A 24,740-nucleotide genomic window follows, 5' to 3' on the forward strand; every position below is an offset into this window, starting at 1 on the left:
ATATTTTATTAAACCGTATGTCCCAAAGCTTCACCCATTACGACGACCGAGTTGGCTTTAAACATCGCATCCCACTGAATTTTATCTTGTTCAAATAAAATGACCGCTGTAGAACCTAGATAAAAGCGCCCCAGCTCGGCTCCTTTTTCAAGGAATAAATTGTGCTGGTTGAGTTCCAGACGGCCTGTGGGTTTTACCTTACCTGTCGCCACTGTTTCAATACCGGCAACAATCATGGCACCGACTAAAACCACAGCCATACGTCCCAGTTCAGTATCAAACAGACACACCATGCGTTCATTACGTGCAAACAAGCCTGGAATATTTTCCGCAGTGGTTTGATTGACCGAGAACAATTCACCTGGCACATATAAAGTTTCAGTTAGAGTTCCCGCAAAAGGCATATGCACACGGTGATAATCTTTAGGCGATAAATACACGGTTGCGAACTGGCCATTTTTAAATGGTTCTGCCAGTTGCGGATCGGCAATTAATTTTTCAACTGAAAAACTTTGACCTTTGGCCTGAAAAATATCGCCATCTTCAATTTTGCCCAATTGTGAAATTGCACCATCCGCAGGTGAAACGATGCTGTTGGGATTGTTATCAATCGCGCGAACTCCGTCTTTCAATGAACGGGTAAAGAATTCATTGAAAGACTTGTATTTCAATGCATTACTTTGTTCAGCAATTGACATATCAATGCCATATTGGGCTTTAAAAGCCTGAATCACGGTATTTTTGACAATCGGGTTTTCACTGGCAGCGAGTTTCCCCACCACACGTGATAACTGGTGTTGTGGCACAACACGTTGTGCTTGAATAAAAATTTGTTTTTTTAATCGTGATGCGAAACTCAAGACGGTAAATCTCCGGTAATAATCGGACTGTCGAAGCGGTTGCCCCATTCACTCCACGCACCATCATAAGCTTGAATATTCCAGCCGAGTAATCGACCCAAAATATAAGCTAAACCTGAACGATGATGGGACTGACAATACACCACCACAGGTTCATTTAAATTGAACCCCAATTGTTCTAAGCGTTGTTGCGTGCGTTCTAAAGGATGTAATTTTAAATGATTTTCACGATTAAGGGCAGTACTCCATTCAAAATGTCGGGCATTTGGAATGTGACCGCCGCGTCGCGCTGCCAGTCGAAGTCCAGTGTATTCATCTTCCGTGCGGCAATCCCACACTTGGATTTTATGATTTTGAACTTTCTCAAGAAGTTTTGGATATTCAATACGGTACTGATTGATTTGAGTCTGGTTAATTTCAACCAGATTTGAAACAGGCGCTAATTTTTCAACATCTGAAGAGGTTGGAAATCCTGTCGCTAACCAGGCATGAATACCACCATTGAGTAAACTGGTGTTTTCAAAACCGAGGCAATGCAAATTCCAGATCAAGCGCCCTGCCCATGCCCCGCCTTCATCGTCATAAACAACAACGTGATGCTCTGGAGAAATATTCAAATATTCAATCAGGGCTTTCAAGCTTTCAACATCGGGAAGTAAACCCGAGGCTTGTTCTTCTTGGCGAACCAGCTGTTTCGGCTTGACATGGATCGCATGCGGAATATGCAATTGATCATAAACAGAAGTACGGCTTAAATCGACAATGCGTAATTTTTCATTGCCCAGATGTGGCAAGAGTTCTTCTGCTTCAATGAGCAGACCAAAATCAAATGCAGAAACAGTCATACTTTTCGAGTTTTATTTAGATCAATATTGCTGATCTTAGCACAACTCATTTTCACTATTATGCTGATTTTTTGCATTCTTTTAGCAAAAAATCAGCTATAGAAAAATCACTGTGATTCAGTTTCAGTGATTTGGAATACCTGACGTAAATAAGCCAGGAAAGTATCGTTATCGGTCATGGTTTTACCTGGGCTGTCGGAAATTTTAGCCACCGACTGACCGTTGCATTCCACCAGTTTCAACACAATATTCAGTGGGGTTTGCCCCAAATCATTGGTCAAGTTGGTCCCAATACCAAAGCTCACCTGAAAACGATCTTTAAAGTACTGATGCAAATCCCAGGCTTTTTCCAGGTTCAACCCGTCACTAAAGGTCAGCATCTTGCTTTTGCTGTCTACTTTTAGTTTTTTGTAATGAGCATAGGCTTTATCGCCCCATTCGTAAGGGTCGCCACTGTCATGACGCAGACCATCAAACAGTTTGGCAAAATACAAGTCAAAGTCGCGCAGGAAGGCATCCATCCCGACCACATCGGTCAAGGCAATTCCCAAATCACCGCGATATTCCTGCACCCAGGTTTCCAACGCCAGTTTTTGAAAATTACGTAAACGCACATCCAAGGCTTGAAAAGCTTGCAGGAATTCATGTGCCATGGTGCCAATTGGAGTAATACGCAATTCTTTGGCAATCAGCACATTGCTGGTACCGCGGAAAATATAGGGTGAGGCTTGATTAAACTGGGTAATGACGTGTTTCTGCCAGGCATAACTATGACGACGACGGGTACCAAAGTCAGATACTAAAAATGGTGGATCGTTTGGATTTTGTTCTTGTTCGTACTTTTTAAGCAACGCCACTTTGGCTTGCAAACGACGTTCACCCTCCACCAAAACCTCATCACTACTAATACGGCGGAAATACAATTCGTTCACGATGGCCAGAACAAAGATTTCAAACATCATCGCTTGTACCATCGGGCCTTCCACCCAAATATCCAAACGGCCTTGATCATCAATACTGGCTTTAATAAAGCGTCGTTTCAGCTGGAAGAGTTCTAAGTAATCGACAAAGTCACTTTTAATAAAACGTAAGCTACGTAAATATTGCAACTCATCTTCTTTAAACTTGAGCTGACATAGATAATCGAGCTGCTGATTTAAATCGTCCAGAATATCCGTCAGTGGATAAACGGTCTCTTCTAAATTACGACAACGAAAATGGTAGACGCTATGCGTTTGAGGAAATTTATGCAGAACAACCTGTAACATGGTGAATTTATACAGGTCGGTATCTAATAATGAATGGATAATTGCGGACATATAACTTTCAGTTTTTATCAACTGTCCGCATTAAAGCATATTTTTCAGCACTGCAAAGCCATGTTTTAGTAAATGCTCAGATCTATTCGACTCATTATTCGAAGATTGACACTTTTATTTCTGTTCCGTATACGATTCAAGTATTTTCTTCAGCTGCTTTTCTTGACCAATGACTTTGGCAAATTCAGCTGCTGTCTTTTGTCCTGTTTGCTTGGCATTGCGATCACAATCGACTTGGCGTAACTGTTTCACAATCGCCCATTCCAGCTTAAACATCGCACCCATCAAGGCAGTATTGCCTTTGCTATCACGTGCACAACGATCTGCGCCATATTTCAGCAATGTAGTGACTGTATCTTGATGACCATAATAGGCTGCCATCATTAAAGGCGTATAGTTGGCTGTATTGCGGACATCGACAGGGAATCCATGTTTTAAAAATTCATCAATGACTTCTTGCTGACCGGTTTTTGCTGCGGCAAAAAAGATATCCAGCAATTCCTGTTGAGAATTTACTGTTTGTTGCTGAGCTACCTGAACTGTTTCTTGAGCATGAAGTTTAGTCATTCCTAGCGTAAGCACTGTCATTAATAAAATGCTGGACATCGCCATCATCACACTATTCAAGATTACTTTCATTTCAATTGACCTCAAGTTTGCTTGGACAAAATATTGGAAATATAAAATGCCTGTAAAACTCCCCTAGGGTTGCAGGAAAGGATTTGAGTTTTACAGGACTTTTCGGTGGTGACTCCTCAGCCCTAGTCACCGATTTGATCAACCAAGCAAAATTAGTCTTTCAATTTTTCTGCTTTCGCTTTAACAGTGGCCAGGTTACCGCTCACGGCTTTAGTCATACGCGTACCGTAGTCTGCATCAGCTTTATAGAAGTAAGACAACATGATGTGCTTGGTTTCAGCATCTTTCACTGCACCCAGATCAGCAGCCAAGTTCATGATTAAATCGTCTTTTTCTTTCGCAGTGTATGAACGGTAAAGTTCACCCGCTTGCTTGAAATTTTGCTCTTTGGTACCCATTTGTTGTACATAACCAGAAAGTGGCGTTTGTACCGCACGTGCTTTATCAGTAGATGGTTTAGGTTCCATACGGCTTGGTTCGTAGTTTACGTTCGAAGTCGTCGTAGCTGTATTCATGTGACCTTCTTGGTTGTTGTTGTTCACAGCAGCCAATGGACGGTTAACAGGAAGTTGCTGGTGGTTCACACCTAAACGGTACATTTGAGTATCTGAGTAAGAGAAGATACGACCTTGAAGTAAACGGTCTTCAGATGGTTCGATACCTGGAACCAAGTTACCTGGAGCGAAAGCAGCTTGCTCAGTCTCCTGGAAGAAGTTGTTCGGCATACGGTTCAGCGTCATCGTACCGACTTTAACTTCAGGAACTAAATCATTCGGCCAGATTTTAGTTGGATCCAACGGATCAAAATCAAACTTGCCTAGATCTTTAGGATCAAGAACCTGAATGTGGAGATCCCATTTAGGGAAGTTACCAGCGTTGATATTTTTATACAGGTCGTTGGTTAAGTGGTTGAAGTCTTTACCCTGTTGTTCAGCAGCTTCTTTCACGTTCAGGCCTTTAACACCTTGTTGTGAACGGAAGTTGAACTTCACGTATTTGTATTCGCCTTTGTCGTTATACAATTTATAGGCGTGAACACCAAAGCCATCCTGTTCGCGGTAGCTGGTTGGAACACCTTGCTTGCCGTAAACATAAGTCAACATGTTGGTTGCCCAGGGTTGACTAGACAAGAAGTCAAATACACGGTTCGCATCTTGAACGTTGTTGATTGGGCTTGGTTTCATGGCGTGAATGAAATCTGGGAATTTAATTGCATCACGAATAAAGAATACTGGAGTTTGGTTACCCACTAAATCCCAGTTACCTTCTTTCGTGTAAAATTTAATTGCGAAACCATGCGGGTCACGTAAAGTTTCTGGTGAACCCTTAGGGTGAATTACCGTAGACATACGTACAAAAACTGGAGTTTTAGTCCCTGCTTTAAACATTGAAGCAAGTGTTAAATCAGATAAATCTTTCGAAACAACAAATTCACCGTAAGCGCCTGTACCACGTGCGTGTACTACACGCTCAGGAATACGCTCACGACCGAAACGCTGTAATTTTTGTACCAATTGTACATCTTGTAATAAGACAGCACCGTTAGAACCAGCTGTAATAGAGTTCTGGTTATCGCCGACTGGTGCACCATTATCTTTAGTTAATGCCGCAGCTTGAGTCGCAGCTGTTGCTGTTGCAAGCATTGCAACCAATAAAGAACGCTTAAACATCGTCTTAATCTCACTAAAATTTATACCTTTCCTGCACGACAAAGATACTGTTTTCAAATAAATAGTGAAAACAGATAATCTTTATGGTTGTAATCGTTTTATTGAATATTTAAAGTTTAATTCTTTATTTTTCAGTATTTTATTGCTTAAAAAACAGACATAACCTCAATCATTAACAGCGCATTTTGCTACAATCGCTTTCAGCCAAAAATGATGGAATCACAATCAATTATGCGAGCCTTATTACAACGTGTCCTAGAAGCCAAAGTCGTGGTAGAAGGTGAAACCACAGGAGAAATCCAACACGGTATTTTAGTTTTTCTCGGTCTGGGCAAAGATGATAATCTGGATAAAGGTAAGAAGCTGATTGATAAAATTTTAAAATATCGTTTTTTTGATGATGAACAAGGCAAGATGGGCTGGAATGTCAGCCAAGCCGGTGGCGGATTACTACTGGTTTCGCAGTTTACCCTGATGGCTCAAACGCAAAAAGGCTTGCGTCCAGACTTTGGCCCAGCGATGCCGCCAGGTGAAGCTAAAGCACTTTATGAACAATTGGTCGCTTATGCTCAAACTCAATTTGAGAATGTGCAAACCGGCATTTTTGCAGCCGATATGAAAGTCCATTTGGTCAATGATGGCCCGGTGACCTTCAACCTGGAAGTTGAATAAACGACGCAACATATTCGCCATTAAAAAAGCCCTCAAATGAGGGCTTTTATTTTTTTAAATACAGATCTAAAATTATTTACCGATTTTTTCGCGAATAAATGAACGCACCAATTTCACTTTTTCTTGTACAGGCTTAGGTAATTTAGGTGGAATCAGTTTGGCTACTTTGTTAAACCAAACTAAAAGACCAAAATCGCCTTCCATTTTAATGCTGCCATTTTGCATGCCAGTCATGAAAGCGGTTGGGTCACCTTTCATTAAGGTTTTTACACCTTGCTCGCTGTCGGCAAACTGCAAAATAAAATCCGCTTTTTCAGCATCACCAGACACAGTATCAATTTGTCCATTGTTTACCAGAATTTGACGCGCAACGCCCAAATCTGTACCAATCTGAATACGGAACTGACGTTCATGAACTAACTCAATAAATTTTGGGCTAGTACGAGCCAATTGCTTCATACGCAAAGCCAAGCCCGCAACTAATAAATCAAGCGGATCCGTGCTTACATCGACCAGCGGTAATTTTACGACAGGAATCGAAGATAGTTTCATGACATTTAAGCCTATTGTAATTGTTGGAAAATTGACGACTTATCCTAACATAAGTTGTGTTTTTTGAAGTAAGGCTTTGTATAACAATAATGAACGAACAAAAAAAAGATGTGCTTCTGGCACATCTTTTTTAGATTTTTTGAATACTTTGATTTAACGGCTTGAACAGTGTTGCTGCTCTTCTTCATATACAGGCGTATGTTCAATACAACGACGTTCAGTTAAAGCACGTTCTGCACGACGATCTTCACGTATCAAAAGCATGGCAACTACAACCATTGCTGACATTGATGCCATAAGATAGCTATAGGTCATAGGTAATTCAAATATCGCTTGTGTACCGAAGCGGACAACTTCAATCAATCCCCAAAACAGCATGCCTGCACACATAAAGCTTAACAAACGACGATAAGGCGAGAAGAAAACAGCTATCAAAGCAGCCGCAATCAAGCTTAAGCCTACCATGGTTGCTAAATTCCCTGTAACCATAAAAACCTCCGTCTAAGATAAGGTCTGGACATTGAATGTTTGTCTAAACCTGATTCCCGATACCGTTAAATAAATGATGAATATGTCTATATCAATCCCTATGCAAGCATTATGCTTAGTTTTTTAAAGAAAAAAAGTCTTGTATTTTCATAAAGCGACACACCTTGTCGCAATATTATTTTGTCATTACATCTTTTTATTTTTAACTTTTTCTGGAAACGAGATGGGTACGGACTTGCCGTGTCATTACAAAAAAACCACGGATTAAAAACATTAAAAAAATATTTTTTACGAACGGATTGATTGTCGTTTTTATCAGCAATTTAACTCAACCGCTCATCGCGTTTTAACTATTTTTATAATAAAAAACGCAACATCAATGTCGCGTTTTGTCAATAAACTTCAACAGTTAGGTAAATAATTAGGCACGACTCAGATCTTTATCATGCACACCGAGTAGATACAATACACCATCCAGACCTACGCTAGAAATAGCCTGATTGGCATTTTGGCGAACCAATGGTTTTGCACGGAATGCTACACCTAAACCTGCGATGGACAGCATCGGTAAATCATTCGCGCCATCCCCTACCGCAATGGCTTGTTCCAGTGAAATACCCATTCGTTCGGCAAGTTCACGCAGCAGAAAGGCTTTACGTGCACCATCGACAATATGACCTTTGACTTCACCTGTGACCACACCATCGACAATATCCAGGCAATTGGCATGCACTTCATCAATTCCCAATTTTTCTTGCAGGTATTCAGCAAAATACTGGAAGCCGCCTGACAGAATAGCCGTTCTATAACCCAATGCTTTTAATGTAGAAATCAGGCGTTCTGCGCCTTCAGTCACGGTTAATCGTTCTGCAATTTGAGGTAAAACAGAAGCATCCATCCCTTTTAATAAGGCGACACGCGCACGGAAGCTTTGCTGGAAATCAAGTTCCCCTTGCATGGCCCGTTCAGTAATTTCAGCAACTTGCTCCCCTACACCGGCTTCTATCGCCAGCTCATCAATCACTTCCTGTTCAATTAGGGTGGAGTCCATATCGAAGCAGACCAAACGGCGATTACGACGGTAAGCATTGTCTTCCTGAACCGCGACATCGACATTAAGTTCAGTCGATAAACGCAGGCAAGATGCACGCATTGCCGTGGCATCCAACATTTGTCCTTTCAGACCAAATTGTACGCAAGAGCGTTTCGGTCCATCGGCTTGACCTGCTAGCTTTGGACGTTCCGACAAACGGGTTACAGTTTCAATATTAAAGCCTTGGTTAGACACAATATTGGTGACTGCTTGTAATTGAGATGCAGTTAATTCCGGTGCAAGTGCAGTCACGATATAACGGGTCTGGCCACCCTCACTGACCCATTGATCATATTCTGCCGTAGAGATTGGTTTAAAGCGCACAGTTAAACCAATATCATGTGCTAGAATCAAGATCTCCTTCATGGCTAATGCTGTAGCAGTTTGGTCATCTGACGAAACAACAATACCTAAGGTCAGTTGGTTGTGGATGACGGCTTGTCCAACATCCAAAATTTGTAAAGAATGTACGGACAGCACCTGCATTAATCGTGTAAATTGATTGGGCTGGTCGGGTCCCAAAAATGATATAAGAATGATTTCTCGCATGAATTGACTCGGATCTGAGCTACAACTATTGTAAGAATCATAATCGAATTTGAATATAAATGCCTTGGAAGTTTACGTTGAATGCGCCTAGACAAGGGCTATTTGCTAGCCTACTGATTATAAGTTTTGCTTTACACACCTTTTTACTGGTACTTGCGACGACGCACCAACTGAATGCAAATCGCGCCAGTCAAGGACAGCTGATGACCACGCAACTGGTCACAGACAGCCTATCCGAGCTTGAACCGGCCAATACCGTATCCTTGGCATTATTGGCCGAGCGTTATGCAACCAATCCGAGTGTGGCCTCTATTCGTATTTTAGATGCCAACAATCAGGTACTGGCAACAGGCGGTTTAACCAAGACACGTCAAGGTGAAGTGTTTGTTCGTGAAGCACTGCAAAATGAAAAGAAAGTCGGCACCATTGAAATCACGTTAATCCAATCCAGCATCGGTGAAATTTTACGTACCCAATGGCTGGCAATTTTATTATCACTGATGATTCACGGTCTATTATGGTTGGCTTATCGCGCGATTGCCCGTCCAAGTCGAACTGAATATTTGGCACGCATTAATAATGAATCGCGCTTAAAACATGAAATTCAAACCCTGACCCAGGCTTTAGAACAAGAACAACATAATGCCGCTGTGGCAGTGGCACAAGCACAGCAAAATGCCCAGGCAAAAAACAAAATTAAAGAAGCCAAACCTGTTGTTCTGGATGATAAATGTATTGCATTGAATATCCAGTTTTATGATCCAAAACAACTCATGGATTCGGTGAATAAAACCGTATCCTTGCCGTATTTTAATTTATGCCAGATTTTCCTGAATAAAACTGCGGAACTCTGTGTTCAACACTACAAACTGAATAGTTCTGATATTTCAACCGTGCATAAATTTGATGAACATGGCGCAACCATCAGCATATCGGTAAATACGCCAAATGCGGTGCAATGCCTGGTGATGATCAGTACCGTATTCCAGTTGTTGTCGGATGTATTGTACAAACGCTATCGCGAAGAAAAGCGTTTCGTTTTACAAACCCGTAGTGCAATTTCGAGTCATGTCGAAGCGATGCACCTGACGCCAGTGCAAGCTGCAGAACGTCTGGTTCAACAGTTAGTGGCAAAAGAAAGTGCGATTTATTTACCCAATGAATTACTCAAGGATATTTCCGACCGTTACCAATTGGTCAGCATGCCCAATCCCACTAATGTGCTGACCCGTCATGCCTTTATGATGAACGGGATGGATAGTGAAGTAGCAGAATTGGCCCAGACTTTCAGAACTGAAATTTTAAAAGCTAAACAATCTAAAGCGTCTTAATTTTTCTTTGAAGCATAGCGCTAAAAAAGCCTGATTCGATATCAGGCTTTTTTTAGGGTCTTATATTTTCATTGATTTTTTTTCAATTAAGTACCTTTGTGCACTGTATGAAACCGCTTGCTTTTCAACTGCCACTTTATGCCATTGTCCATTTTTTTGTAGTATCCATGCATTTTGATTATCATTTAAGTAACTGATCAAACCATCCTCTAATATCCGCTGTTTAATCCGTTTATCCAGAATAGGAAAACATGTTTCTATACGTGAGAATAAATTACGCCCCATCCAATCTGCACTGGCACAATACAGTTTTTGCTCGCCACCCTGTTCAAAATAATAAACCCGTGTATGTTCAAGAAAACGTCCCACAATAGAACGAACATGAATATTTTCAGACATCCCTTCTACTTGCGGAATTAGACAACAAATCGAACGGATAATTAAATCAACCTGTACCCCAGCCTGTGATGCGCGATATAAAGCAGTAATTAACTGAGGTTCCGTCAAAGCATTCACTTTAATGATAATCCGTGCAAATTTACCTGCTTGCGCAAATGTAATTTCTTGTTCAATTAATTTTAATAATTCACTATGTAAGGTAAATGGCGCATGTAATAAAGCTTTTAATTTCGCCATTTTTCCCATACCGGTTAACTCTTGGAACATCCGGTGTACATCTTCACAAATATCTTCATGTGTGGTCATTAAACCGTAATCGGTATACATCCGGGCATTACCCGCATGATAGTTCCCTGTACCTAAATGTACATAACGAGCAAGCTGATTATGTTCACGACGCACAATTAAAATCATTTTGGCATGAGTTTTATAATCCACAATGCCATAAACTACGACAGCACCCGCTTCTTGCAAAATATTTGCAACCCTAATATTCGACTCTTCATCAAAACGTGCACGCAATTCAATGACTGCCGTTACCTCTTTACCATTACGCGCAGCTTCAGCAAGGACTTGTACAATTTCTGAATTTGGCCCACTACGATATAAAGTCTGCTTAATTGCCAGAACATTAGGATCTTTAGCCGCTTCATGTAATAAATTAATCACTGGCTGAAAAGAATCAAATGGATGATGCAATAACACATCCTGTTTTTTAAGAATATCGAAAATAGGTTTCTGCTTACGAAAAACCTTCGGGATAACGGGTAAAAATTTTGGATGTTTTAAGGTCGGGCAGTCAAAACTGGTGGTCAAACGCAATAAGTTAATGGGTCCATCAATATAATATAAATGCTGTTCATCTAAATCGAACTGAGCCAACAAATAATTGATAATGGAGGATGGACAATCCTTTTCAATTTCCAAGCGTACCGCACGACCAAAACGACGTGAAGACAATTCATCTTTCAGGGCTACAGCCAAATCATCCACATCTTCGGCCAAAATTAAATCGGCATTTCGGGTCACTCGAAAGGCATAACAGCCCGTTGCTTTCATGCCGGGAAACAAATCATCAATATGCTGTTGAATAATGGCAGACAAGAAAATATGTTCTTTCGTTGTACCCGCAACATCGCCAGGTAATGCAATCAGATGAGGCAATGAACGCGGAGCAGGAACAATCGCCATGGTAATGTTACGACCAAAAGCATCTTTCCCCGACAAACTCACAATAAAGTTAAGACTTTTATTGACTAACCGTGGAAATGGATGTGAAGGATCTAAACTAATCGGTGTAACCACAGGTTGTACTTGTCGCGCAAAATATTCAGCAATCCATGGTTTATGCTTTTCTAAAATATGTTGATATTGAATAAAATGAATGCCCAAACTTTGCAACTCCGGCAAAATTGAATAATTCAAAATCTCATATTGTTGTTTTACTGCTTCATTCACGACTTGAGATAACTCAGATAAGATCACTTCTGTAGGGACTGCATCTGGAGTACGCGTCACGACATTTAGGTCTAATTGCTTCATTAAACCAGCAACACGAATCTCAAAAAACTCATCAAGATTTGAGGAAAAAATCATTAAAAAACTTAATCTTTCAAGCAAAGGCAACTGAGAATCCAGTGCTTGAGCCAAAACACGGTGATTAAATTCAAATAAAGATAACTCTCGATTAAAATAAGTTGCTGATGAATGCTGGAAATGTTCCATAGTTTCTCTATGCTGTTTGCAACAGTCTGGTTATCTCAAGTCTCAGGCATGTTATGCAGCGATTATGACATTTATGTTACATCCATAATTGGCTGTGGAGTTTTTAAACAGATAAGGTTTAATTTAAAAACATGATTTTTATTAAAAATAATTTATATGTTGCGGTTTTAAATAAAAAAAGGAAGGTTAACCCTTCCCTTTTCTCCCTGAATTATTTTCACTTCTTACCGCTTTTTTTTTGATCAACCTTGCTGGCCCAATATGTGGCTAATGCAGGGCCTGAAATATTATGCCATAAACTAAAAATCGCACTTGGCACTGCTGTAACTGGGGATGCAGCGAAATGCACTGCCGCTAAAGCCACACCCAAGCCGGAATTTTGCATGCCGACTTCTACCGCAACTGCTTTACAGTCGGCATAGGGTAATTTAAATAAACGACTTGCCCAAAAACCCAGCAAATAACCCAAACCATTGTGTAAGGCAACAACCCCTAAAATCAGTAAACCAGATTCCAAAATTTGTGCCTTACTGCCTGCGATAATTGCAGCCACAATCGCGACGATTGCCAGCACAGAAATTAGTGGCATCACTTGAATATAGGCATCAACTTTTTGCTTCCATACAGCCCGAACGATTAAACCCAAAATGATCGGTAACAGCACCACCTGAAGTATTGAACCCAACATCGACAGGGCATTAATTTCAATCCATTGGCTGGCCAAAAGATAAAAAATCGCAGGTGTCAACACAGGTGCTAAAAGCGTCGAAACCGAGGTACAGGCCACCGATAAAGCGGTATTGCCTTTGGCCATATAAGTAATCACGTTTGAAGCCGTGCCCCCAGGACAACAGCCAACCAAAATCACGCCAATGGCAATTTCAGACGGCAGTTGAAACAAATGACATAATAGATAAGCCAGCCCTGGCATCACCATAAACTGTGCGACCACCCCAATAAGAACAGCTTTGGGACTGTGTAAAACCCCTTTAAAGTCATTCACGGTCATGGTCATGCCCATCCCGAACATGATAATACCGAGCATCCAGATGATATACATTTTAAGCCAGACAAAGAGATCAGGTGCAAGTAGCGCCATACCTGCAAATAGCACGACCCACAGGGCAAAAGTTTTTTGAATAAATTGCGTAAAGCGCAAAAAAGCTGACATAGTTCAATCCAATCTTTATTCTGGCATCCGCGCTAAATATCATCTGATACAAGACGCATGAGGAAATTATTGATTATTTCTGGCGCTTAATTGCGCCCTTTATAATGCCAGCTGCTGAATAATATCTTTGACATACAGGCGTTTCACCCCTGCTGCCAGCATATCTTGCCAGGCATGCTGCAATGACCCATCCAGATCAATGCCCTTGGTGGCATCTGAAATCACATAAGCTTTAAAGCCCAGTTTGCAAGCATCGATTGCCGTCCATGCCACACAAAAATCTGTGGCAATGCCGACAATAAACACGGTATCAATTCCACGTTCTTTTAAATATCCGGCCAAGCCGGTGCTGGTTTTTTGATCCGCTTCCATAAAGGCAGAATAACTGTCGATATGTGTATGAAAACCTTTGCGAATAATCAATTGTGCACTCGGCAAATTGAGCTCTGGATGCAGTTCGGCATCTGACGTGCCTTGAACGCAATGTGCCGGCCACAACACTTGGGTTCCATATTCTAATTTAATCGTTTCAAAAGGCTGTTTACCGGGATGATTTTTGGCAAATGAAATATGATTTTCCGGATGCCAATCTTGGGTAATCACAATATTGTCAAAATACTGCGCCAAGCGGTTAATGTTCGGAATGATTTGATCCGAATTGGCCACGGCTAACTGCCCCCCTGGGGTAAAACCATTTTGTACATCCACCACAATCAAGGCTGTATTGTTTTGCATAATTCGCAGTCCATTCTTTGCATGTTGTCATTTTGGTTAAGCATATAACAAAATAAATTACAGGATTGAAGCTAGATGGTAAAAATAAAATGACTTCCAATTTAAATCATAAAGAGGCTTTGACACATTCGCTTCTATACAGATTCGATACCAAGCATGTCCGATACTCGACTTGATTCAAAGCATTGGGAAAGTTTTTAATTTTATGTGGCTAAAAGCTAGGAATAAAATTGAAGTTAAAAAAATAGCCCGCAAGCTGCGAGCTATTCTAAACAGCAAAAAATTAAGCTTGAGCTTGTAAGCGACGAACCAGAATCAGCATAAATACGGCTGAAATCACAATACAAGGAATGGCTGCTGAAATAACCCCAGCTGCACCAAAACCTGCGGCAAGGAGTTGACCGGCAATTGTCGGCCCAAGCATTGCACCTACACGTCCTACGGCTGAGGCCATGCCCACGCCTGTTGCACGTACTTCGGTTGGGTAAACAATACTGCCGAAAGCATACAGTACGCCTTGGCAACCAATCACGAATGCGCCGACCAATGCTGAAGCCATATACATTTGCGTCAACGAGCTTGCTGCATTTAAGCAGAATAAGCCTACCAAAATACCGCCGTACATCAAAATAATGACATAGGCTTTTTTCCAGCGGTCGGTCAGCATACCTAAAACAATCGTACCGACTGTTGCACTCATCATGAAGAAGAATTGTGCCGTGCTACCTTCTTTACGGCTAAAGCCCAGTTCCATAAACAGTGAAGGCAACCAGCTCAACATGATGTAAACCACCATCAAGGTGAAAAAATAGCTTAAAGAAATTAAGCAGGTACGCATCAAGTTATTGCTATTAAATAGATCTTTAAAAGAGCCTTGCGTCGTAACTGTGGTTGTTTCCGCGTTCGTTTGCGCCTTTAAGAATTCACGTGATTCTGGTAAAAACTTAATCATGATAGGAAGCACGATAATCGGCAACAAACCACCTAGATAAAAAATATTTTTCCAGTGGGAGCCAAAATCCAAACTCGCAATATACGACAGAATGGCCGCACCCACTGGCATACCACAATACATCAAACCCACAGCACGACCACGGTTTTCAGGTCTAACCGCTTCGGAAGCCAGCGTAATCAAGTTTGGCATGGCAGCGCCTAAACCTGCACCAGCTAAAAAACGAACCAGTAAAAGCGTATTAAAACTATTGACCCAGACGGTACACAAGGTAAATACAGCAAATACTGCAACCGACCAAATCAGCACCTTTTTCCGTCCGATACGGTCTGAATATCGTCCACCAATCAGCGCTCCGGGTAACAAACCCAGAATCCCTGCGCTAAAAAACACCCCCAATTGTGAACTATCCAAGCCAAAAGCTTCGCGAATACCCGCTGCGGCAATACCTGCTGCCTGAATATCCAGTCCTTCAATCACTGCAATTAAAAAACAGATAGCAACTGTAATGACGGAGTGTTTGTGATCTGATCTTTCCATTACAAACTCCTTGTTCGATTAGTGTCCAAAATAGATCACCATCATCCATGAGTCAGAACATACAAATAACTATCAATAAGTGGAACAAGTTCCCTGTTATTGACAAAAATAATGGATATTTAACACATTCTTAATGCACTCACTGCTAGTCATAAAAACGCTTAATCCCCACTAATCAGCACAAAAAATTTAACACCACAATCAGCATTTCACGTATGAAAATCATCCTATGCGAAAACGTTAAAAATAGATTAATAGTTTTAACGAATTATTCCGCAAGTTTTTAATGATGATTTTTATCATTTAAGCTATTGGTTTATATAGCTTTCAAGTCTATGTTCATCCTTATTAAATCTTAAATTCTGAGGTTTTTACCCGGAATTGCCGATGGTAGTGGCTTTAAAGCACTTTTATGACCACTGCCCTGACATTTTTGAGTGATAACCAGCGGCCAGTTATAGAATGATGCTGAGCAAAAAGTTAGTGGAATTCAATTGTAAAAGGGGCTTTTGTTCTGTTTAGTAGACTTTTCACTTGCTTTTCATAAAGTTTTTAGATGGTTTGACTAAAGCATATTGTTCTTCATCGTTTGTTCGTTCATAATTTGCATAAGCATTATTCAATTACCTCTAATCATATTGAAATGCTATAAATCAGAATAGGTAACCATCCAAATTTATGCTTTTCTACCTCAGCCGGATGGACAAATAGGATATTTTTTTAAAATGACTCAGCAAGCACAGATCATCCAAGGTTCAATTGTCGCAATCGTCACCCCGATGTTTGAAGATGGCAGCGTAGATTGGAAGGGTCTAGAAAAGCTCGTTGAGTGGCATATAGCACAAGGTACCAATAGTATTGTTGCTGTAGGCACAACTGGTGAAGCCTCGACCTTAAGCATGGCAGAACACACCAAAGTCATCGCGGAAATCATTCGTGTAGCCAACAAACGTATTCCTGTCATTGCAGGTACGGGCGCAAACTCGACCCATGAAGCGATCCAACTAACCAAAGAAGCTAAAGAACTGGGTGCCGATGCAGCGCTCCTCGTCACACCTTATTACAACAAGCCTACACAAGAAGGCCTGTATCAGCATTATAAAGCTATTGCTGAGGCCGTTGATTTACCACAAATTCTTTATAACGTACCAGGGCGTACTGGCGTCGACATGTTAAATGAAACGGTGATTCGCCTGGCGGATATTCCGCAAATTATCGGCATTAAAGACGCAACTGGTGACGTACCGCGTGGTCAAGAACTTATTGAAGGATTACACGGGAAAGAGATGACCGTTTACTCTGGTGATGATGCGACCGCATACCAATTGATGGGCTTCGGCGCAAAAGGCAACATTTCTGTAACTGCCAATGTTGTCCCTAAAGAAATGAGCCAGGTGTGTGCTGCTGCGATTGCAGGTGATGCAGAACGCGCTGAAACTTTAAACAATGAAGTTGCAAATTTACACAATATTCTGTTTTGTGAATCCAACCCAATTCCTGTGAAATGGGCGCTTCATGAAATGGGATTAATTGGTACCGGTATTCGCTTACCATTAACTCCTCTTGCAGAACAATATCGTACACCGCTGCGTGAAGCACTGAACGCTTCTGGTGTCATTAAATAAAGAGCACAAACACTATGCAATTACGTTTTGGTTTAACCCTTGCCCTTTCAGCATTCAGTTTAGTGGGTTGTAGTTCAGTGGGAATCAGCAACGGTTCACTGGATTATAAAAATACTGCAGCCCTTGAACCCCTGAAATATCCTGAAGGTTCAATGGTTCGACCAGCAACGCCGTTGTATCCGTCTCCGGTGGTTGACCCACTTGCGATTGAACATGCACCCAAGCTTGAAAATAAGCGCGGCAACCGTTTTGCTTTACCTCGCCCTGACAATACTCAGGCAAATGCACCAACAGATCGCCAAGATGAAAGCACAAATGTCGGCCGCCCTCAGTTAGTTCGTGATGGAAATCAAAATCCGTTGCTCAAAATTGATGGAAATTCTGCTACAATTTGGCAGTACACACTTGCTACTCTCAGCAGCCTGAATCATACCATTGTTGGTCAAAGTAAAAATCGTTATGAAGTAACGATTAAGATCGATCAACAGGTCTATGTATTAAGACTTACCTCTGTAGGAACGAGTAACAACATCGCTGTGTTCAATGCCGATAATAGCTTTGCAGACCAAGAAAAAGCTGCAGAACTGTTAACCCAGATTTACCAAAATTGGCCAGCCTAGTCGTACTAGGCATTTTTTTTTGCAAAAGGTTCCCCCATGTTGAAACAAACCTTGCTCTATACTGGTAAAGCGAAATCTGTTTATGAAACAGACAGTGCAGATCACCTTATCCTAGTCTTCCGTGATGATGCCTCTGCATTTAACGGCGAAAAAATCGAACAGCTGGATCGTAAAGGCAAGGTGAACAACCGTTTTAACGCCTTCATCATGGAAAAATTGGCTGCTGCTGGCATCGAAACTCACTTTGAAAAACTTCTTTCTCCGACTGAAGTTTTAGTGAAAAAATTAAAAATGGTTCCTGTTGAATGTGTTATTCGTAACTACGCAGCGGGTAGCTTGTGCCGTCGTTTAGGTGTTGAAGAAGGTAAAGAGTTAACGCCTTCTACTTTTGAGTTGTTCTTCAAAGATGATGCCCTTGGCGATCCAATGGTGAACGAATCTCAAGCCATTGCTTTAGGTTGGGCAACTGCTGAACAACTTGAACAAATGAAAGTCCTGACTTATCAAGTAAACGACGTTCTTAAAGATTTGTTCGACAAAGGCAATATGCTGCTTGTTGACTTCAAACTTGAATTTGGTGTGTTCCACGACCGTATCGTTCTAGGTGATGAATTCTCTCCAGATGGTTGCCGTCTATGGGATAAAGACACCAAGAAAAAACTCGACAAAGACCGTTTCCGTCAAGGTTTAGGCGGTGTGGTTGAAGCTTATGAAGAAGTTGCAGCACGTTTAGGTCTCGATCTTTCTGATATCTAATTCGTACTTACGGATTCAAAAAACCGAGCTTTTAAGCTCGGTTTTTTTATGATCATGAATAAAGCATTCAATCGGATAAACAAATTTATTTAATAAAAATCATCGTTTTTACATTCGATACTTAAGCCGCTAATATAATTTCATAGCTGGCAACATTGCAATTGAGTCATGATTGATGCCTTCCCCACCAGATCATTGTTTATCCTCTAGGATGTATCTCCCCCAAGACATCCTATTTTCCGCCCAACTCACCCTGAGTTGGGCTTTTTTACTGCTGCTGTTGTTCCTGCTGCCAGCGACGTTGTTGAAGTTTTTCACCTTCCACTTCACGTTTATTTCGCGCGGACTCATACAACTTGGTACCTTTTAATTCAGGTGGCAAATACTCTTGCAAGACAAAATGCTCTGGGTAATTGTGTGGATAGAGATAATTCACACCATAGCCCTGCTCTTTCATCAATTTAGTCGGCGCATTTCTTAGATGTAAGGGTACCGGTAAATTTGCGGTTTTTTCCGCTAAATCCAACGCCTTATTGATGGCTAAATAAGTACTGTTACTTTTTGCACTGGTGGCCAGATAGACCGCACATTGCCCCAAAATAATACGACATTCCGGCATGCCCACAGCTTGAACCGAACGGAAACACTCTCCTGCAAGAAGCAGTGCATTCGGATTGGAGTTGCCAATATCTTCAGAAGCTGCGATCAGCATGCGACGTGCAATAAAGACCGGATCTTCACCGCCTTTGAGCATGCGCGCCATCCAATACAAAGTCGCATCCGGATCACTACCGCGAATTGACTTAATAAAAGCCGAGACCAGGTCATAATGCTGCTCGCCCGATTTGTCATAGCGGGCAATATTCTGCTGCGCGACTTTCACCACAATGGCATTGGTAATGATGTTTTCAATTTCAGGTTCAAAGGTGCTGGCGATCAGGTCTAGCAGATTGAGGGCCTTACGCGCATCTCCGGCAGCAAATTGAATAAGTGCTTCATATTCTTCAATTTGAATCAATCGTTCTTTTAAAAAAGCATCATTTTGCAATGCTTGATTCAATAAAGTCTGGATCGAATCGGCATCTAAAGCATTCAGGCTATACACCTGACAACGCGATAACAATGCGCTATTCACTTCAAAGGAAGGGTTTTCTGTGGTGGCACCAATCAGCGTGATTTTACCCTTTTCCACTGCATTTAATAAGGCATCTTGCTGTGACTTATTAAAACGGTGGATTTCATCAATAAACACCACAGGTTTTAGTAAGTCGCCACTTTCAGCAATGATCTCACGGAGTTCTTTCACGCCCGTATTCAAGGCCGACAGACTGACAAAAGGTCGATCAACTGCCTGTGCCAGAAGCACAGCAATGGTGGTTTTCCCCACACCCGGTGGTCCCCAAAAAATAATCGAGGGTAAATGTCCCTGATCAATCATTTGGCGTAAAGGAGCCTGATCACCTAATAAATGATCTTGACCAATAATTTCTGATAAATCACGCGGACGAAGCCGTTCAGGCAGTGGAATATGACTATCTGACATCTTGTTATTTCTTGAGTGTGCTTAAAACAAGTCTACTATGTAATTTTAATATCGCGTATTTCAATTGAAATGTTTTACAAAAAAATCATCTGGTTTTGAACTTTACCGATTCATGCGGTCTTGCACCAAGCAGCGCAATCTTGTCATGATTAAAATGATCTCAAGTAAATATCTTTTAGAAAGTCTTTTCCAAGAAATGGATGGTTAAAATTAACGTACCCAGCGAACAATATAGTCTTCAATATCATCTTCATTCACGTCAACTTCTGAAATACAGCGCCCTGCGGCCGACTTTTTCGCCTTAATCACACTCTCCCGTGTACCGGTATTTAAATAATGCCAAGACGGTAATTTTTTACCTTCTTTTAAGCGACGATAAGCGCAACTGGGTGGAAGCCAGTGAATCGTAGCTAATTTTTCAGGCGTAAGTTGAATGCAATCAGGAACATACTCAAGACGTTCGGTATAATTACTGCAACGTGCGGTGGTGCAATCAAGCAGTTTGCATGAAACTTGGGTATAGGCTACTGCGCCGGATTCTTCATCTTCTAGTTTGATCAGACAACATAAACCGCAACCATCACAAAGTGCTTCCCATTCGGTAGGATTCAATTCAGCTAAAGGATATTTTTTCCAGAATTCCGGACGTAATTGTTCAGTCATAAAACTAAAAAGAAGAAAGGTAAGACATTATTATAACGTGTTCAAGTTCACAATGTAGGAATGTTATTTTTACTTTAAATCATATATTTATTGTCAAAGTGAACATTTTGCAAACACAAGCATAACAATTTTAGGAATATCTAGGCCCTATACTGAATCTACTTTGAAAACAACAACTCATGGAGAAAGATTATGTTTCGTTGGGCCATTATTTTTGCAGTAATTGCGCTGATTGCGAGTCTACTTGGTTTTGGTGGTGTCGCCGGTCTATCTAAAGACTTCGCGGTTATTCTACTTGTCATTGCAGTGATTCTAGCAATTGTCGGTTTCCTGTCACGTGGCAAGATATAAATACCACCGCTAGTTAAAAACGATTAAACAATGAAAAAAGAGCCTAAATAGGCTCTTTTTTCATATCAAAATTTCATCTTTTATATCATTAAAGATCTGGCTTAAATTAAGCAAATTAAAGTATTTTTCATCTATTCAATTCAGGTCATCGTTTTACAATCAAGAATAAATTCTTTCTCTGTTGCTTAGGGTTTTAAGTGACGTGGTCTAAACCCAGTGACCAGTAAACCAATCGCATACGCTAAAACGCCCACCAGACAGAGCCCAATCACTTCAAATACACGGATCCATTGGGATACCTCACCGTGATACCAAGTTAAGCCATACCAAAGTGCCGCAATCATGAGGGCATTGGCAATGGCAAACTGAAAGAAAAGTTTTTTCCAGTGCGCTCCAAAACGGAAAATATTGCGTTGGTGCAGATAGAAATACAACATCCCTGCATTTACCAGTGCAGAACCCGAAGAGGCCAAGGCCAATGCCATATGTTCGGCTTCCCAATGGATCAGTTTAAAGAAGCCAATAAAGATCACATTTAAAATAGCATTGGCTGCAACAGCCATCAAGCCGACACGTACCGGTGTTCGAGTATCTTGTTGTGCGTAAAAGCCCGGCGCAAAGACTTTAATCAGCATAAAGGAAATCACCCCGGCGCTCATACACTGCAAAGCCAATGCCGTCATTTGAGTATCTTCAAGAGTAAATTGCCCGCGTTGGAACAGCGCCTGAATGATAGGTGTAGACAACATAAATAAGGCAATGCTGGCGGGAATACCGACTAACATCACCACTCTTGCAGCCCAGTCGATCATGCCACGGAACTTTAATTGATCTTGCTCGGCATGACGCATAGAAAGCGATGGCAGGATCACCGTACCAATGGCCACTCCAATTAAGCCTAAAGGTAATTCGGTCATACGCTCGGCACTGTATAGCCAGGACACTGAACCATCTTGCATGAAGGATGCCCAGATGGTGTTCAGCAGCAAGTTGATTTGCGTTACCGAAACACCAAACAGTGCAGGCAGCATCAGTTTCATGATGCGATCCACACCTTCGTGCTTAAAATCAACTTTAGGCGGAATCAGCAGTTTTTTATGCCACAGCTCCGGGATTTGAATGGCCAGTTGCAATATCCCTGCAACCACGACTGCCCAGCCCAAGGCCATAATCGGTTCAGCCATATACGGTGTCAACCACCATGCGCCTGCAATCATGGTGATATTCAGTAAGACTGGCGCAAAAGCTGGGGTCGAAAATGAACCGTAACTGTTTAAGATACTGCTGGCAAAAGCAGTCAGCGACATAAACAGTAAATAGGGAATGGTCAGACGGAACATGTCTGTGGCTAAGGCAAATTTTTCTGGATCACTATGGAAACCCGGTGCATAGATATACAAAATCGCAGGGGCGGCAATCATGGCAATAAAGGTCAGTGCGGTCATAAAGGTCGCCAGGCAACCAAATACCCGACTAATCAGAATTTGCACTTCAGCATGGGTTTTTGTAGTTTTGTATTCAGTTAAAACCGGAATAAAGGCTTGCGAAAATGCCCCTTCGGCAAACAGCCGCCGAAAGAAGTTCGGGATACGAAAGGCAACCACAAAGGTATCGAAATCTTTACCTGCACCAAACACATTCAGCAAAACCACATCTCGGACCAGACCCAAAACCCGAGACAACATGGTCATTGCACTGACAATAAAGGTCGACCGCCACAGTGCCATCGTTTCCACCTAGTATTAAAATAAGTCGCTATTGTAAAGAAACTTCACAGGAATTTCGTTGTTAAATCATAAAATCGGGCAGCTATTGATCTGCTTTATATTGTTGGATTAAGTCTCTGGTTTTTGGCCAATCAAAAAAAGGCCCTGGATCGGTTTTACGTCCTGGCGCAATATCCGAATGCCCTGCCAAATGTTGCAATATTTTCGGATAGGTTGCCTGTAAGGTGGCAATGACTTCTGCCAATACGCTGTACTGCACATCTTCAAAAGGCTGGTCATCGCTGCCTTCCAGTTCAATACCAATGGAATAATCATTACATTCTTTTTTGGCCAAATAGCTGGAACGCCCTGCATGCCAGGCGCGATCATTAAAATTCACACATTGCAGTACTTCACCCGTGCGCAAAATTAACAGATGGGTCGATACCTGCATGCCTTCAATGGTCTGAAAATAAGGATGCTTTGACCAATCCAGCTGGTTTTGAAAAAACTGTTCAATATAGCCGCCGCCAAATTGCGAGGGTGGCAAACTGATATTATGCACCACCACCAACTGAATTTCGGTGTGTTCGGGACGTTGATTATAGTTCGGGGATGGTACTTGCCTTGCACCGATCAACTGACCATCAATGACCTGAAAAGACGGTGCCTGTTGCATATTCCTATCCTCAGTTTTATTCGTCTAAGTAGATGATTTTAGCGCAATCCTAAGACTTTAAGCTTAAAATCTCAAACTCCCAGAATAAAAATCCATTGAAAAAGCATTTCTTTTAAATGAACAGTGCTAATATAACGCGCAATTTTCATGGCTTAAAAAAGATACGGAATTCTGATGAGCATATCTCAATCTTTGTTGGAACACGCAATCCAGATCAATATTCAACATGCTTTACAAGAAGATATTGGCGAGGGTGATATCACCGCCTTATTGACCCCTGAAGATGAACAAGCCACTGCAACCATCATTAGCCGTGAAGATATGGTACTTGCGGGTCAACCTTGGGTGAATGCTTTAATCCAAGCCTATGATTCATCCGTCCAAGTCATTTGGCTTAAAAATGATGGCGAGCGTGTTCAAGCCAATGAAGCCTTTTTAAAACTGGCAGGCTCTGCACGCAGCTTACTTACAGTTGAACGTCCTGCGCTAAATTTTGTACAAACACTTTCTGCGGTTGCGACCAAAACCGCTGAATATGTAAAACAATTAGAAGGTTTAAACACCAAATTGCTCGATACCCGTAAAACCCTTCCCGGCTTACGTATTGCGCAAAAATATGCCGTGGCAATTGGTGGGGGTCAAAACCATCGCATTGGTTTGTTTGATGCTTTTTTAATTAAAGAAAACCATATTATGGCAGCAGGCGGCATCGCACAGGCGATTGCCAAAGCACACACCATTGCCCCGGGTAAACCAGTTGAAGTTGAAGTTGAAACTTGGGATGAGCTGAATCAAGCCTTGGAAGCCCATGCCGATATCGTGATGCTGGATAATTTCAGTCAACAGCAAATGATTGATGCGGTAAAGCATGTGGCAGGTCGTTGCAAGTTAGAAGCTTCGGGCAACATCACCATTGACAACTTACGTGAAGTAGCAACGTCCGGTGTCGACTATATTTCGATGGGCGTTTTAACCAAGGATGTCAAAGCGGTTGATTTATCCATGCGCTTTAATGCTTAAGTCTGCTCAGTATCATTTTTCGTTTGAGATTTTGGTTTAGAGGTTGAATCCTGAATTTCACTGTATTGTTTTTGCTGTTGCCAAGCTGAGTGGGTGGATTGTTGTTCTGAAGCACGTGGATCACTGATCATCAGTGCCAGAGTTACTACGGATATAACCAGGATAATAATATTTAGCATCTAATGCTCCTGTAAAATAAGGCATGAGTCTAAGCACTCAATATGAGCTGAATCTTA

24 protein-coding genes are annotated in these 24,740 nt (G+C 41.5%); 7 read left to right on the forward strand and 17 right to left on the reverse strand.

The genetic code is table 11. From position 1 onward, the window contains the following. Window positions 1–8: 8 nt before the first annotated feature. From asd to E0H80_RS12215, 5 genes are all read right to left on the reverse strand, one after another. Window positions 9–860, reverse strand: coding sequence for an archaetidylserine decarboxylase (gene asd / locus E0H80_RS12195; protein ID WP_131366210.1), 852 nt, complete (start codon window positions 858–860; stop codon window positions 9–11). Further along, a complete protein-coding gene (locus E0H80_RS12200; protein WP_131366212.1) occupies window positions 857–1,705 on the reverse strand; it encodes a sulfurtransferase in 849 nt (282 codons plus the stop codon). Before E0H80_RS12200 ends, asd begins: the two co-directional genes overlap by 4 nt. Before the next feature lie 107 nt (window positions 1,706–1,812). After that, a complete protein-coding gene (gene pncB, locus E0H80_RS12205) occupies window positions 1,813–3,024 on the reverse strand; it encodes a nicotinate phosphoribosyltransferase (protein ID WP_131366214.1) in 1,212 nt (403 codons plus the stop codon). Window positions 3,025–3,138: 114 nt separating this feature from the next. Then, complete coding sequence (locus tag E0H80_RS12210; RefSeq protein WP_228259996.1) at window positions 3,139–3,591, reverse strand: ankyrin repeat domain-containing protein; 453 nt, start codon at window positions 3,589–3,591, stop codon at window positions 3,139–3,141. Between the two features lie 224 nt (window positions 3,592–3,815). Further along, window positions 3,816–5,333 (reverse strand): catalase, encoded by a 1,518-nt coding sequence (locus tag E0H80_RS12215; protein WP_131366216.1) that lies wholly within the window; start codon window positions 5,331–5,333, stop codon window positions 3,816–3,818. A gap of 231 nt (window positions 5,334–5,564) precedes the next feature. Between E0H80_RS12215 and dtd the strand changes: the two genes are divergently transcribed. Beyond that, the gene (dtd, locus tag E0H80_RS12220) at window positions 5,565–6,005 is read left to right on the forward strand and encodes a D-aminoacyl-tRNA deacylase (protein ID WP_131366287.1); all 441 of its coding nucleotides are present in this window, start codon (window positions 5,565–5,567) and stop codon (window positions 6,003–6,005) included. 72 nt (window positions 6,006–6,077) lie between these two features. On the opposite strand, the gene E0H80_RS12225 is transcribed toward dtd, so the two are convergent. The 3 genes from E0H80_RS12225 to serB all read right to left on the reverse strand — a co-directional run bounded on the left by E0H80_RS12225 (window position 6,078) and on the right by serB (window position 8,688). After that, window positions 6,078–6,557, reverse strand: a complete 480-nt coding sequence (locus E0H80_RS12225) for an SCP2 sterol-binding domain-containing protein (RefSeq protein WP_067869157.1) — start codon at window positions 6,555–6,557, stop codon at window positions 6,078–6,080. A 153-nt stretch (window positions 6,558–6,710) separates the two neighbouring features. Further along, a complete protein-coding gene (aciT, locus tag E0H80_RS12230) occupies window positions 6,711–7,046 on the reverse strand; it encodes an AciT family ciprofloxacin tolerance protein (RefSeq protein ID WP_131366218.1) in 336 nt (111 codons plus the stop codon). Between the two features lie 421 nt (window positions 7,047–7,467). Further along, a complete protein-coding gene (gene serB / locus E0H80_RS12235) occupies window positions 7,468–8,688 on the reverse strand; it encodes a phosphoserine phosphatase SerB (protein ID WP_131366220.1) in 1,221 nt (406 codons plus the stop codon). Between the two features lie 77 nt (window positions 8,689–8,765). On the opposite strand from serB, the gene E0H80_RS12240 reads away from it, so the two are divergent. After that, the gene (locus E0H80_RS12240; RefSeq protein WP_131366289.1) at window positions 8,766–10,019 is read left to right on the forward strand and encodes a hypothetical protein; all 1,254 of its coding nucleotides are present in this window, start codon (window positions 8,766–8,768) and stop codon (window positions 10,017–10,019) included. A gap of 60 nt (window positions 10,020–10,079) precedes the next feature. On the opposite strand, the gene ppk1 is transcribed toward E0H80_RS12240, so the two are convergent. The 4 genes from ppk1 to mhpT form a co-directional block, all read right to left on the reverse strand. Beyond that, complete coding sequence (ppk1, locus tag E0H80_RS12245; protein WP_131366222.1) at window positions 10,080–12,143, reverse strand: polyphosphate kinase 1; 2,064 nt, start codon at window positions 12,141–12,143, stop codon at window positions 10,080–10,082. A 217-nt stretch (window positions 12,144–12,360) separates the two neighbouring features. Then, the gene (locus E0H80_RS12250; protein ID WP_131366224.1) at window positions 12,361–13,314 is read right to left on the reverse strand and encodes a bile acid:sodium symporter family protein; all 954 of its coding nucleotides are present in this window, start codon (window positions 13,312–13,314) and stop codon (window positions 12,361–12,363) included. 99 nt (window positions 13,315–13,413) lie between these two features. Next, on the reverse strand, window positions 13,414–14,049 hold the full coding sequence (gene pncA / locus E0H80_RS12255; protein WP_131366226.1) for a bifunctional nicotinamidase/pyrazinamidase: 636 nt from the start codon (window positions 14,047–14,049) through the stop codon (window positions 13,414–13,416). Window positions 14,050–14,332: 283 nt separating this feature from the next. Then, on the reverse strand, window positions 14,333–15,541 hold the full coding sequence (mhpT, locus tag E0H80_RS12260; protein ID WP_131366228.1) for a 3-(3-hydroxy-phenyl)propionate transporter MhpT: 1,209 nt from the start codon (window positions 15,539–15,541) through the stop codon (window positions 14,333–14,335). Window positions 15,542–16,266: 725 nt separating this feature from the next. Here mhpT and dapA point away from each other — a divergent pair. The 3 genes from dapA to purC are packed head-to-tail and all read left to right on the forward strand — an operon-like array spanning window position 16,267 to window position 18,542. Next, window positions 16,267–17,166, forward strand: a complete 900-nt coding sequence (dapA, locus tag E0H80_RS12265) for a 4-hydroxy-tetrahydrodipicolinate synthase (RefSeq protein WP_067869139.1) — start codon at window positions 16,267–16,269, stop codon at window positions 17,164–17,166. A 14-nt stretch (window positions 17,167–17,180) separates the two neighbouring features. Continuing rightward, window positions 17,181–17,786, forward strand: a complete 606-nt coding sequence (locus E0H80_RS12270) for a lipoprotein-34 precursor (NlpB) (RefSeq protein WP_067869136.1) — start codon at window positions 17,181–17,183, stop codon at window positions 17,784–17,786. 36 nt (window positions 17,787–17,822) lie between these two features. Further along, on the forward strand, window positions 17,823–18,542 hold the full coding sequence (gene purC, locus E0H80_RS12275) for a phosphoribosylaminoimidazolesuccinocarboxamide synthase (protein WP_067869133.1): 720 nt from the start codon (window positions 17,823–17,825) through the stop codon (window positions 18,540–18,542). Window positions 18,543–18,810: 268 nt separating this feature from the next. Here the strand turns inward: purC and E0H80_RS12280 are convergent, their stop codons facing one another. Both E0H80_RS12280 and E0H80_RS12285 read right to left on the reverse strand, forming a co-directional pair. Further along, window positions 18,811–20,085 carry a replication-associated recombination protein A gene (locus tag E0H80_RS12280; RefSeq protein WP_131366230.1) on the reverse strand — a complete coding sequence of 425 codons (1,275 nt, stop codon included), beginning with the start codon at window positions 20,083–20,085 and terminating at the stop codon, window positions 18,811–18,813. 210 nt (window positions 20,086–20,295) lie between these two features. Further along, window positions 20,296–20,748: a YcgN family cysteine cluster protein gene (locus E0H80_RS12285; protein ID WP_131366232.1), complete on the reverse strand. Its 453-nt coding sequence runs from the start codon at window positions 20,746–20,748 to the stop codon at window positions 20,296–20,298. Between the two features lie 192 nt (window positions 20,749–20,940). Between E0H80_RS12285 and E0H80_RS12290 the strand changes: the two genes are divergently transcribed. After that, window positions 20,941–21,099 (forward strand): DUF1328 domain-containing protein, encoded by a 159-nt coding sequence (locus tag E0H80_RS12290; RefSeq protein ID WP_067869124.1) that lies wholly within the window; start codon window positions 20,941–20,943, stop codon window positions 21,097–21,099. Between the two features lie 185 nt (window positions 21,100–21,284). On the opposite strand, the gene murJ is transcribed toward E0H80_RS12290, so the two are convergent. Both murJ and ampD read right to left on the reverse strand, forming a co-directional pair. Then, a complete protein-coding gene (gene murJ, locus E0H80_RS12295; RefSeq protein WP_171457834.1) occupies window positions 21,285–22,835 on the reverse strand; it encodes a murein biosynthesis integral membrane protein MurJ in 1,551 nt (516 codons plus the stop codon). Between the two features lie 73 nt (window positions 22,836–22,908). Continuing rightward, window positions 22,909–23,484, reverse strand: a complete 576-nt coding sequence (gene ampD, locus E0H80_RS12300; protein ID WP_131366236.1) for a 1,6-anhydro-N-acetylmuramyl-L-alanine amidase AmpD — start codon at window positions 23,482–23,484, stop codon at window positions 22,909–22,911. Window positions 23,485–23,658: 174 nt separating this feature from the next. Here ampD and nadC point away from each other — a divergent pair, with 174 nt between their 5' ends. After that, window positions 23,659–24,504 carry a carboxylating nicotinate-nucleotide diphosphorylase gene (gene nadC, locus E0H80_RS12305; RefSeq protein WP_131366238.1) on the forward strand — a complete coding sequence of 282 codons (846 nt, stop codon included), beginning with the start codon at window positions 23,659–23,661 and terminating at the stop codon, window positions 24,502–24,504. Here the strand turns inward: nadC and E0H80_RS12310 are convergent. Further along, window positions 24,501–24,683 (reverse strand): hypothetical protein, encoded by a 183-nt coding sequence (locus E0H80_RS12310; RefSeq protein WP_131366240.1) that lies wholly within the window; start codon window positions 24,681–24,683, stop codon window positions 24,501–24,503. The two genes, nadC and E0H80_RS12310, sit on opposite strands and share 4 nt — an antisense overlap. Window positions 24,684–24,740: the final 57 nt, after the last annotated feature.

The sequence above is a fragment of the Acinetobacter sp. ANC 4779 genome (assembly GCF_004331055.1).
Lineage (GTDB): Bacteria > Pseudomonadota > Gammaproteobacteria > Pseudomonadales > Moraxellaceae > Acinetobacter.

Excerpts from the sequence above, each read along its gene's own strand:
- E0H80_RS12200 (WP_131366212.1), bottom strand. The coding sequence starts at position 1,705 with ATGACTGTTTCTGCATTTGATTTTGGTCTGCTCATTGAAGCAGAAGAA.
- pncB (WP_131366214.1), bottom strand. The coding sequence starts at position 3,024 with ATGTCCGCAATTATCCATTCATTATTAGATACCGACCTGTATAAATTC.
- E0H80_RS12210 (WP_228259996.1), bottom strand. The coding sequence starts at position 3,591 with ATGACTAAACTTCATGCTCAAGAAACAGTTCAGGTAGCTCAGCAACAA.
- E0H80_RS12215 (WP_131366216.1), bottom strand. The coding sequence starts at position 5,333 with ATGTTTAAGCGTTCTTTATTGGTTGCAATGCTTGCAACAGCAACAGCT.
- dtd (WP_131366287.1), top strand. The coding sequence starts at position 5,565 with ATGCGAGCCTTATTACAACGTGTCCTAGAAGCCAAAGTCGTGGTAGAA.
- E0H80_RS12225 (WP_067869157.1), bottom strand. The coding sequence starts at position 6,557 with ATGAAACTATCTTCGATTCCTGTCGTAAAATTACCGCTGGTCGATGTA.
- aciT (WP_131366218.1), bottom strand. The coding sequence starts at position 7,046 with ATGGTTACAGGGAATTTAGCAACCATGGTAGGCTTAAGCTTGATTGCG.
- serB (WP_131366220.1), bottom strand. The coding sequence starts at position 8,688 with ATGCGAGAAATCATTCTTATATCATTTTTGGGACCCGACCAGCCCAAT.
- ppk1 (WP_131366222.1), bottom strand. The coding sequence starts at position 12,143 with ATGGAACATTTCCAGCATTCATCAGCAACTTATTTTAATCGAGAGTTA.
- E0H80_RS12250 (WP_131366224.1), bottom strand. The coding sequence starts at position 13,314 with ATGTCAGCTTTTTTGCGCTTTACGCAATTTATTCAAAAAACTTTTGCC.
- pncA (WP_131366226.1), bottom strand. The coding sequence starts at position 14,049 with ATGCAAAACAATACAGCCTTGATTGTGGTGGATGTACAAAATGGTTTT.
- mhpT (WP_131366228.1), bottom strand. The coding sequence starts at position 15,541 with ATGGAAAGATCAGATCACAAACACTCCGTCATTACAGTTGCTATCTGT.
- dapA (WP_067869139.1), top strand. The coding sequence starts at position 16,267 with ATGACTCAGCAAGCACAGATCATCCAAGGTTCAATTGTCGCAATCGTC.
- E0H80_RS12270 (WP_067869136.1), top strand. The coding sequence starts at position 17,181 with ATGCAATTACGTTTTGGTTTAACCCTTGCCCTTTCAGCATTCAGTTTA.
- purC (WP_067869133.1), top strand. The coding sequence starts at position 17,823 with ATGTTGAAACAAACCTTGCTCTATACTGGTAAAGCGAAATCTGTTTAT.
- E0H80_RS12280 (WP_131366230.1), bottom strand. The coding sequence starts at position 20,085 with ATGTCAGATAGTCATATTCCACTGCCTGAACGGCTTCGTCCGCGTGAT.
- E0H80_RS12285 (WP_131366232.1), bottom strand. The coding sequence starts at position 20,748 with ATGACTGAACAATTACGTCCGGAATTCTGGAAAAAATATCCTTTAGCT.
- E0H80_RS12290 (WP_067869124.1), top strand. The coding sequence starts at position 20,941 with ATGTTTCGTTGGGCCATTATTTTTGCAGTAATTGCGCTGATTGCGAGT.
- ampD (WP_131366236.1), bottom strand. The coding sequence starts at position 23,484 with ATGCAACAGGCACCGTCTTTTCAGGTCATTGATGGTCAGTTGATCGGT.
- nadC (WP_131366238.1), top strand. The coding sequence starts at position 23,659 with ATGAGCATATCTCAATCTTTGTTGGAACACGCAATCCAGATCAATATT.
- E0H80_RS12310 (WP_131366240.1), bottom strand. The coding sequence starts at position 24,683 with ATGCTAAATATTATTATCCTGGTTATATCCGTAGTAACTCTGGCACTG.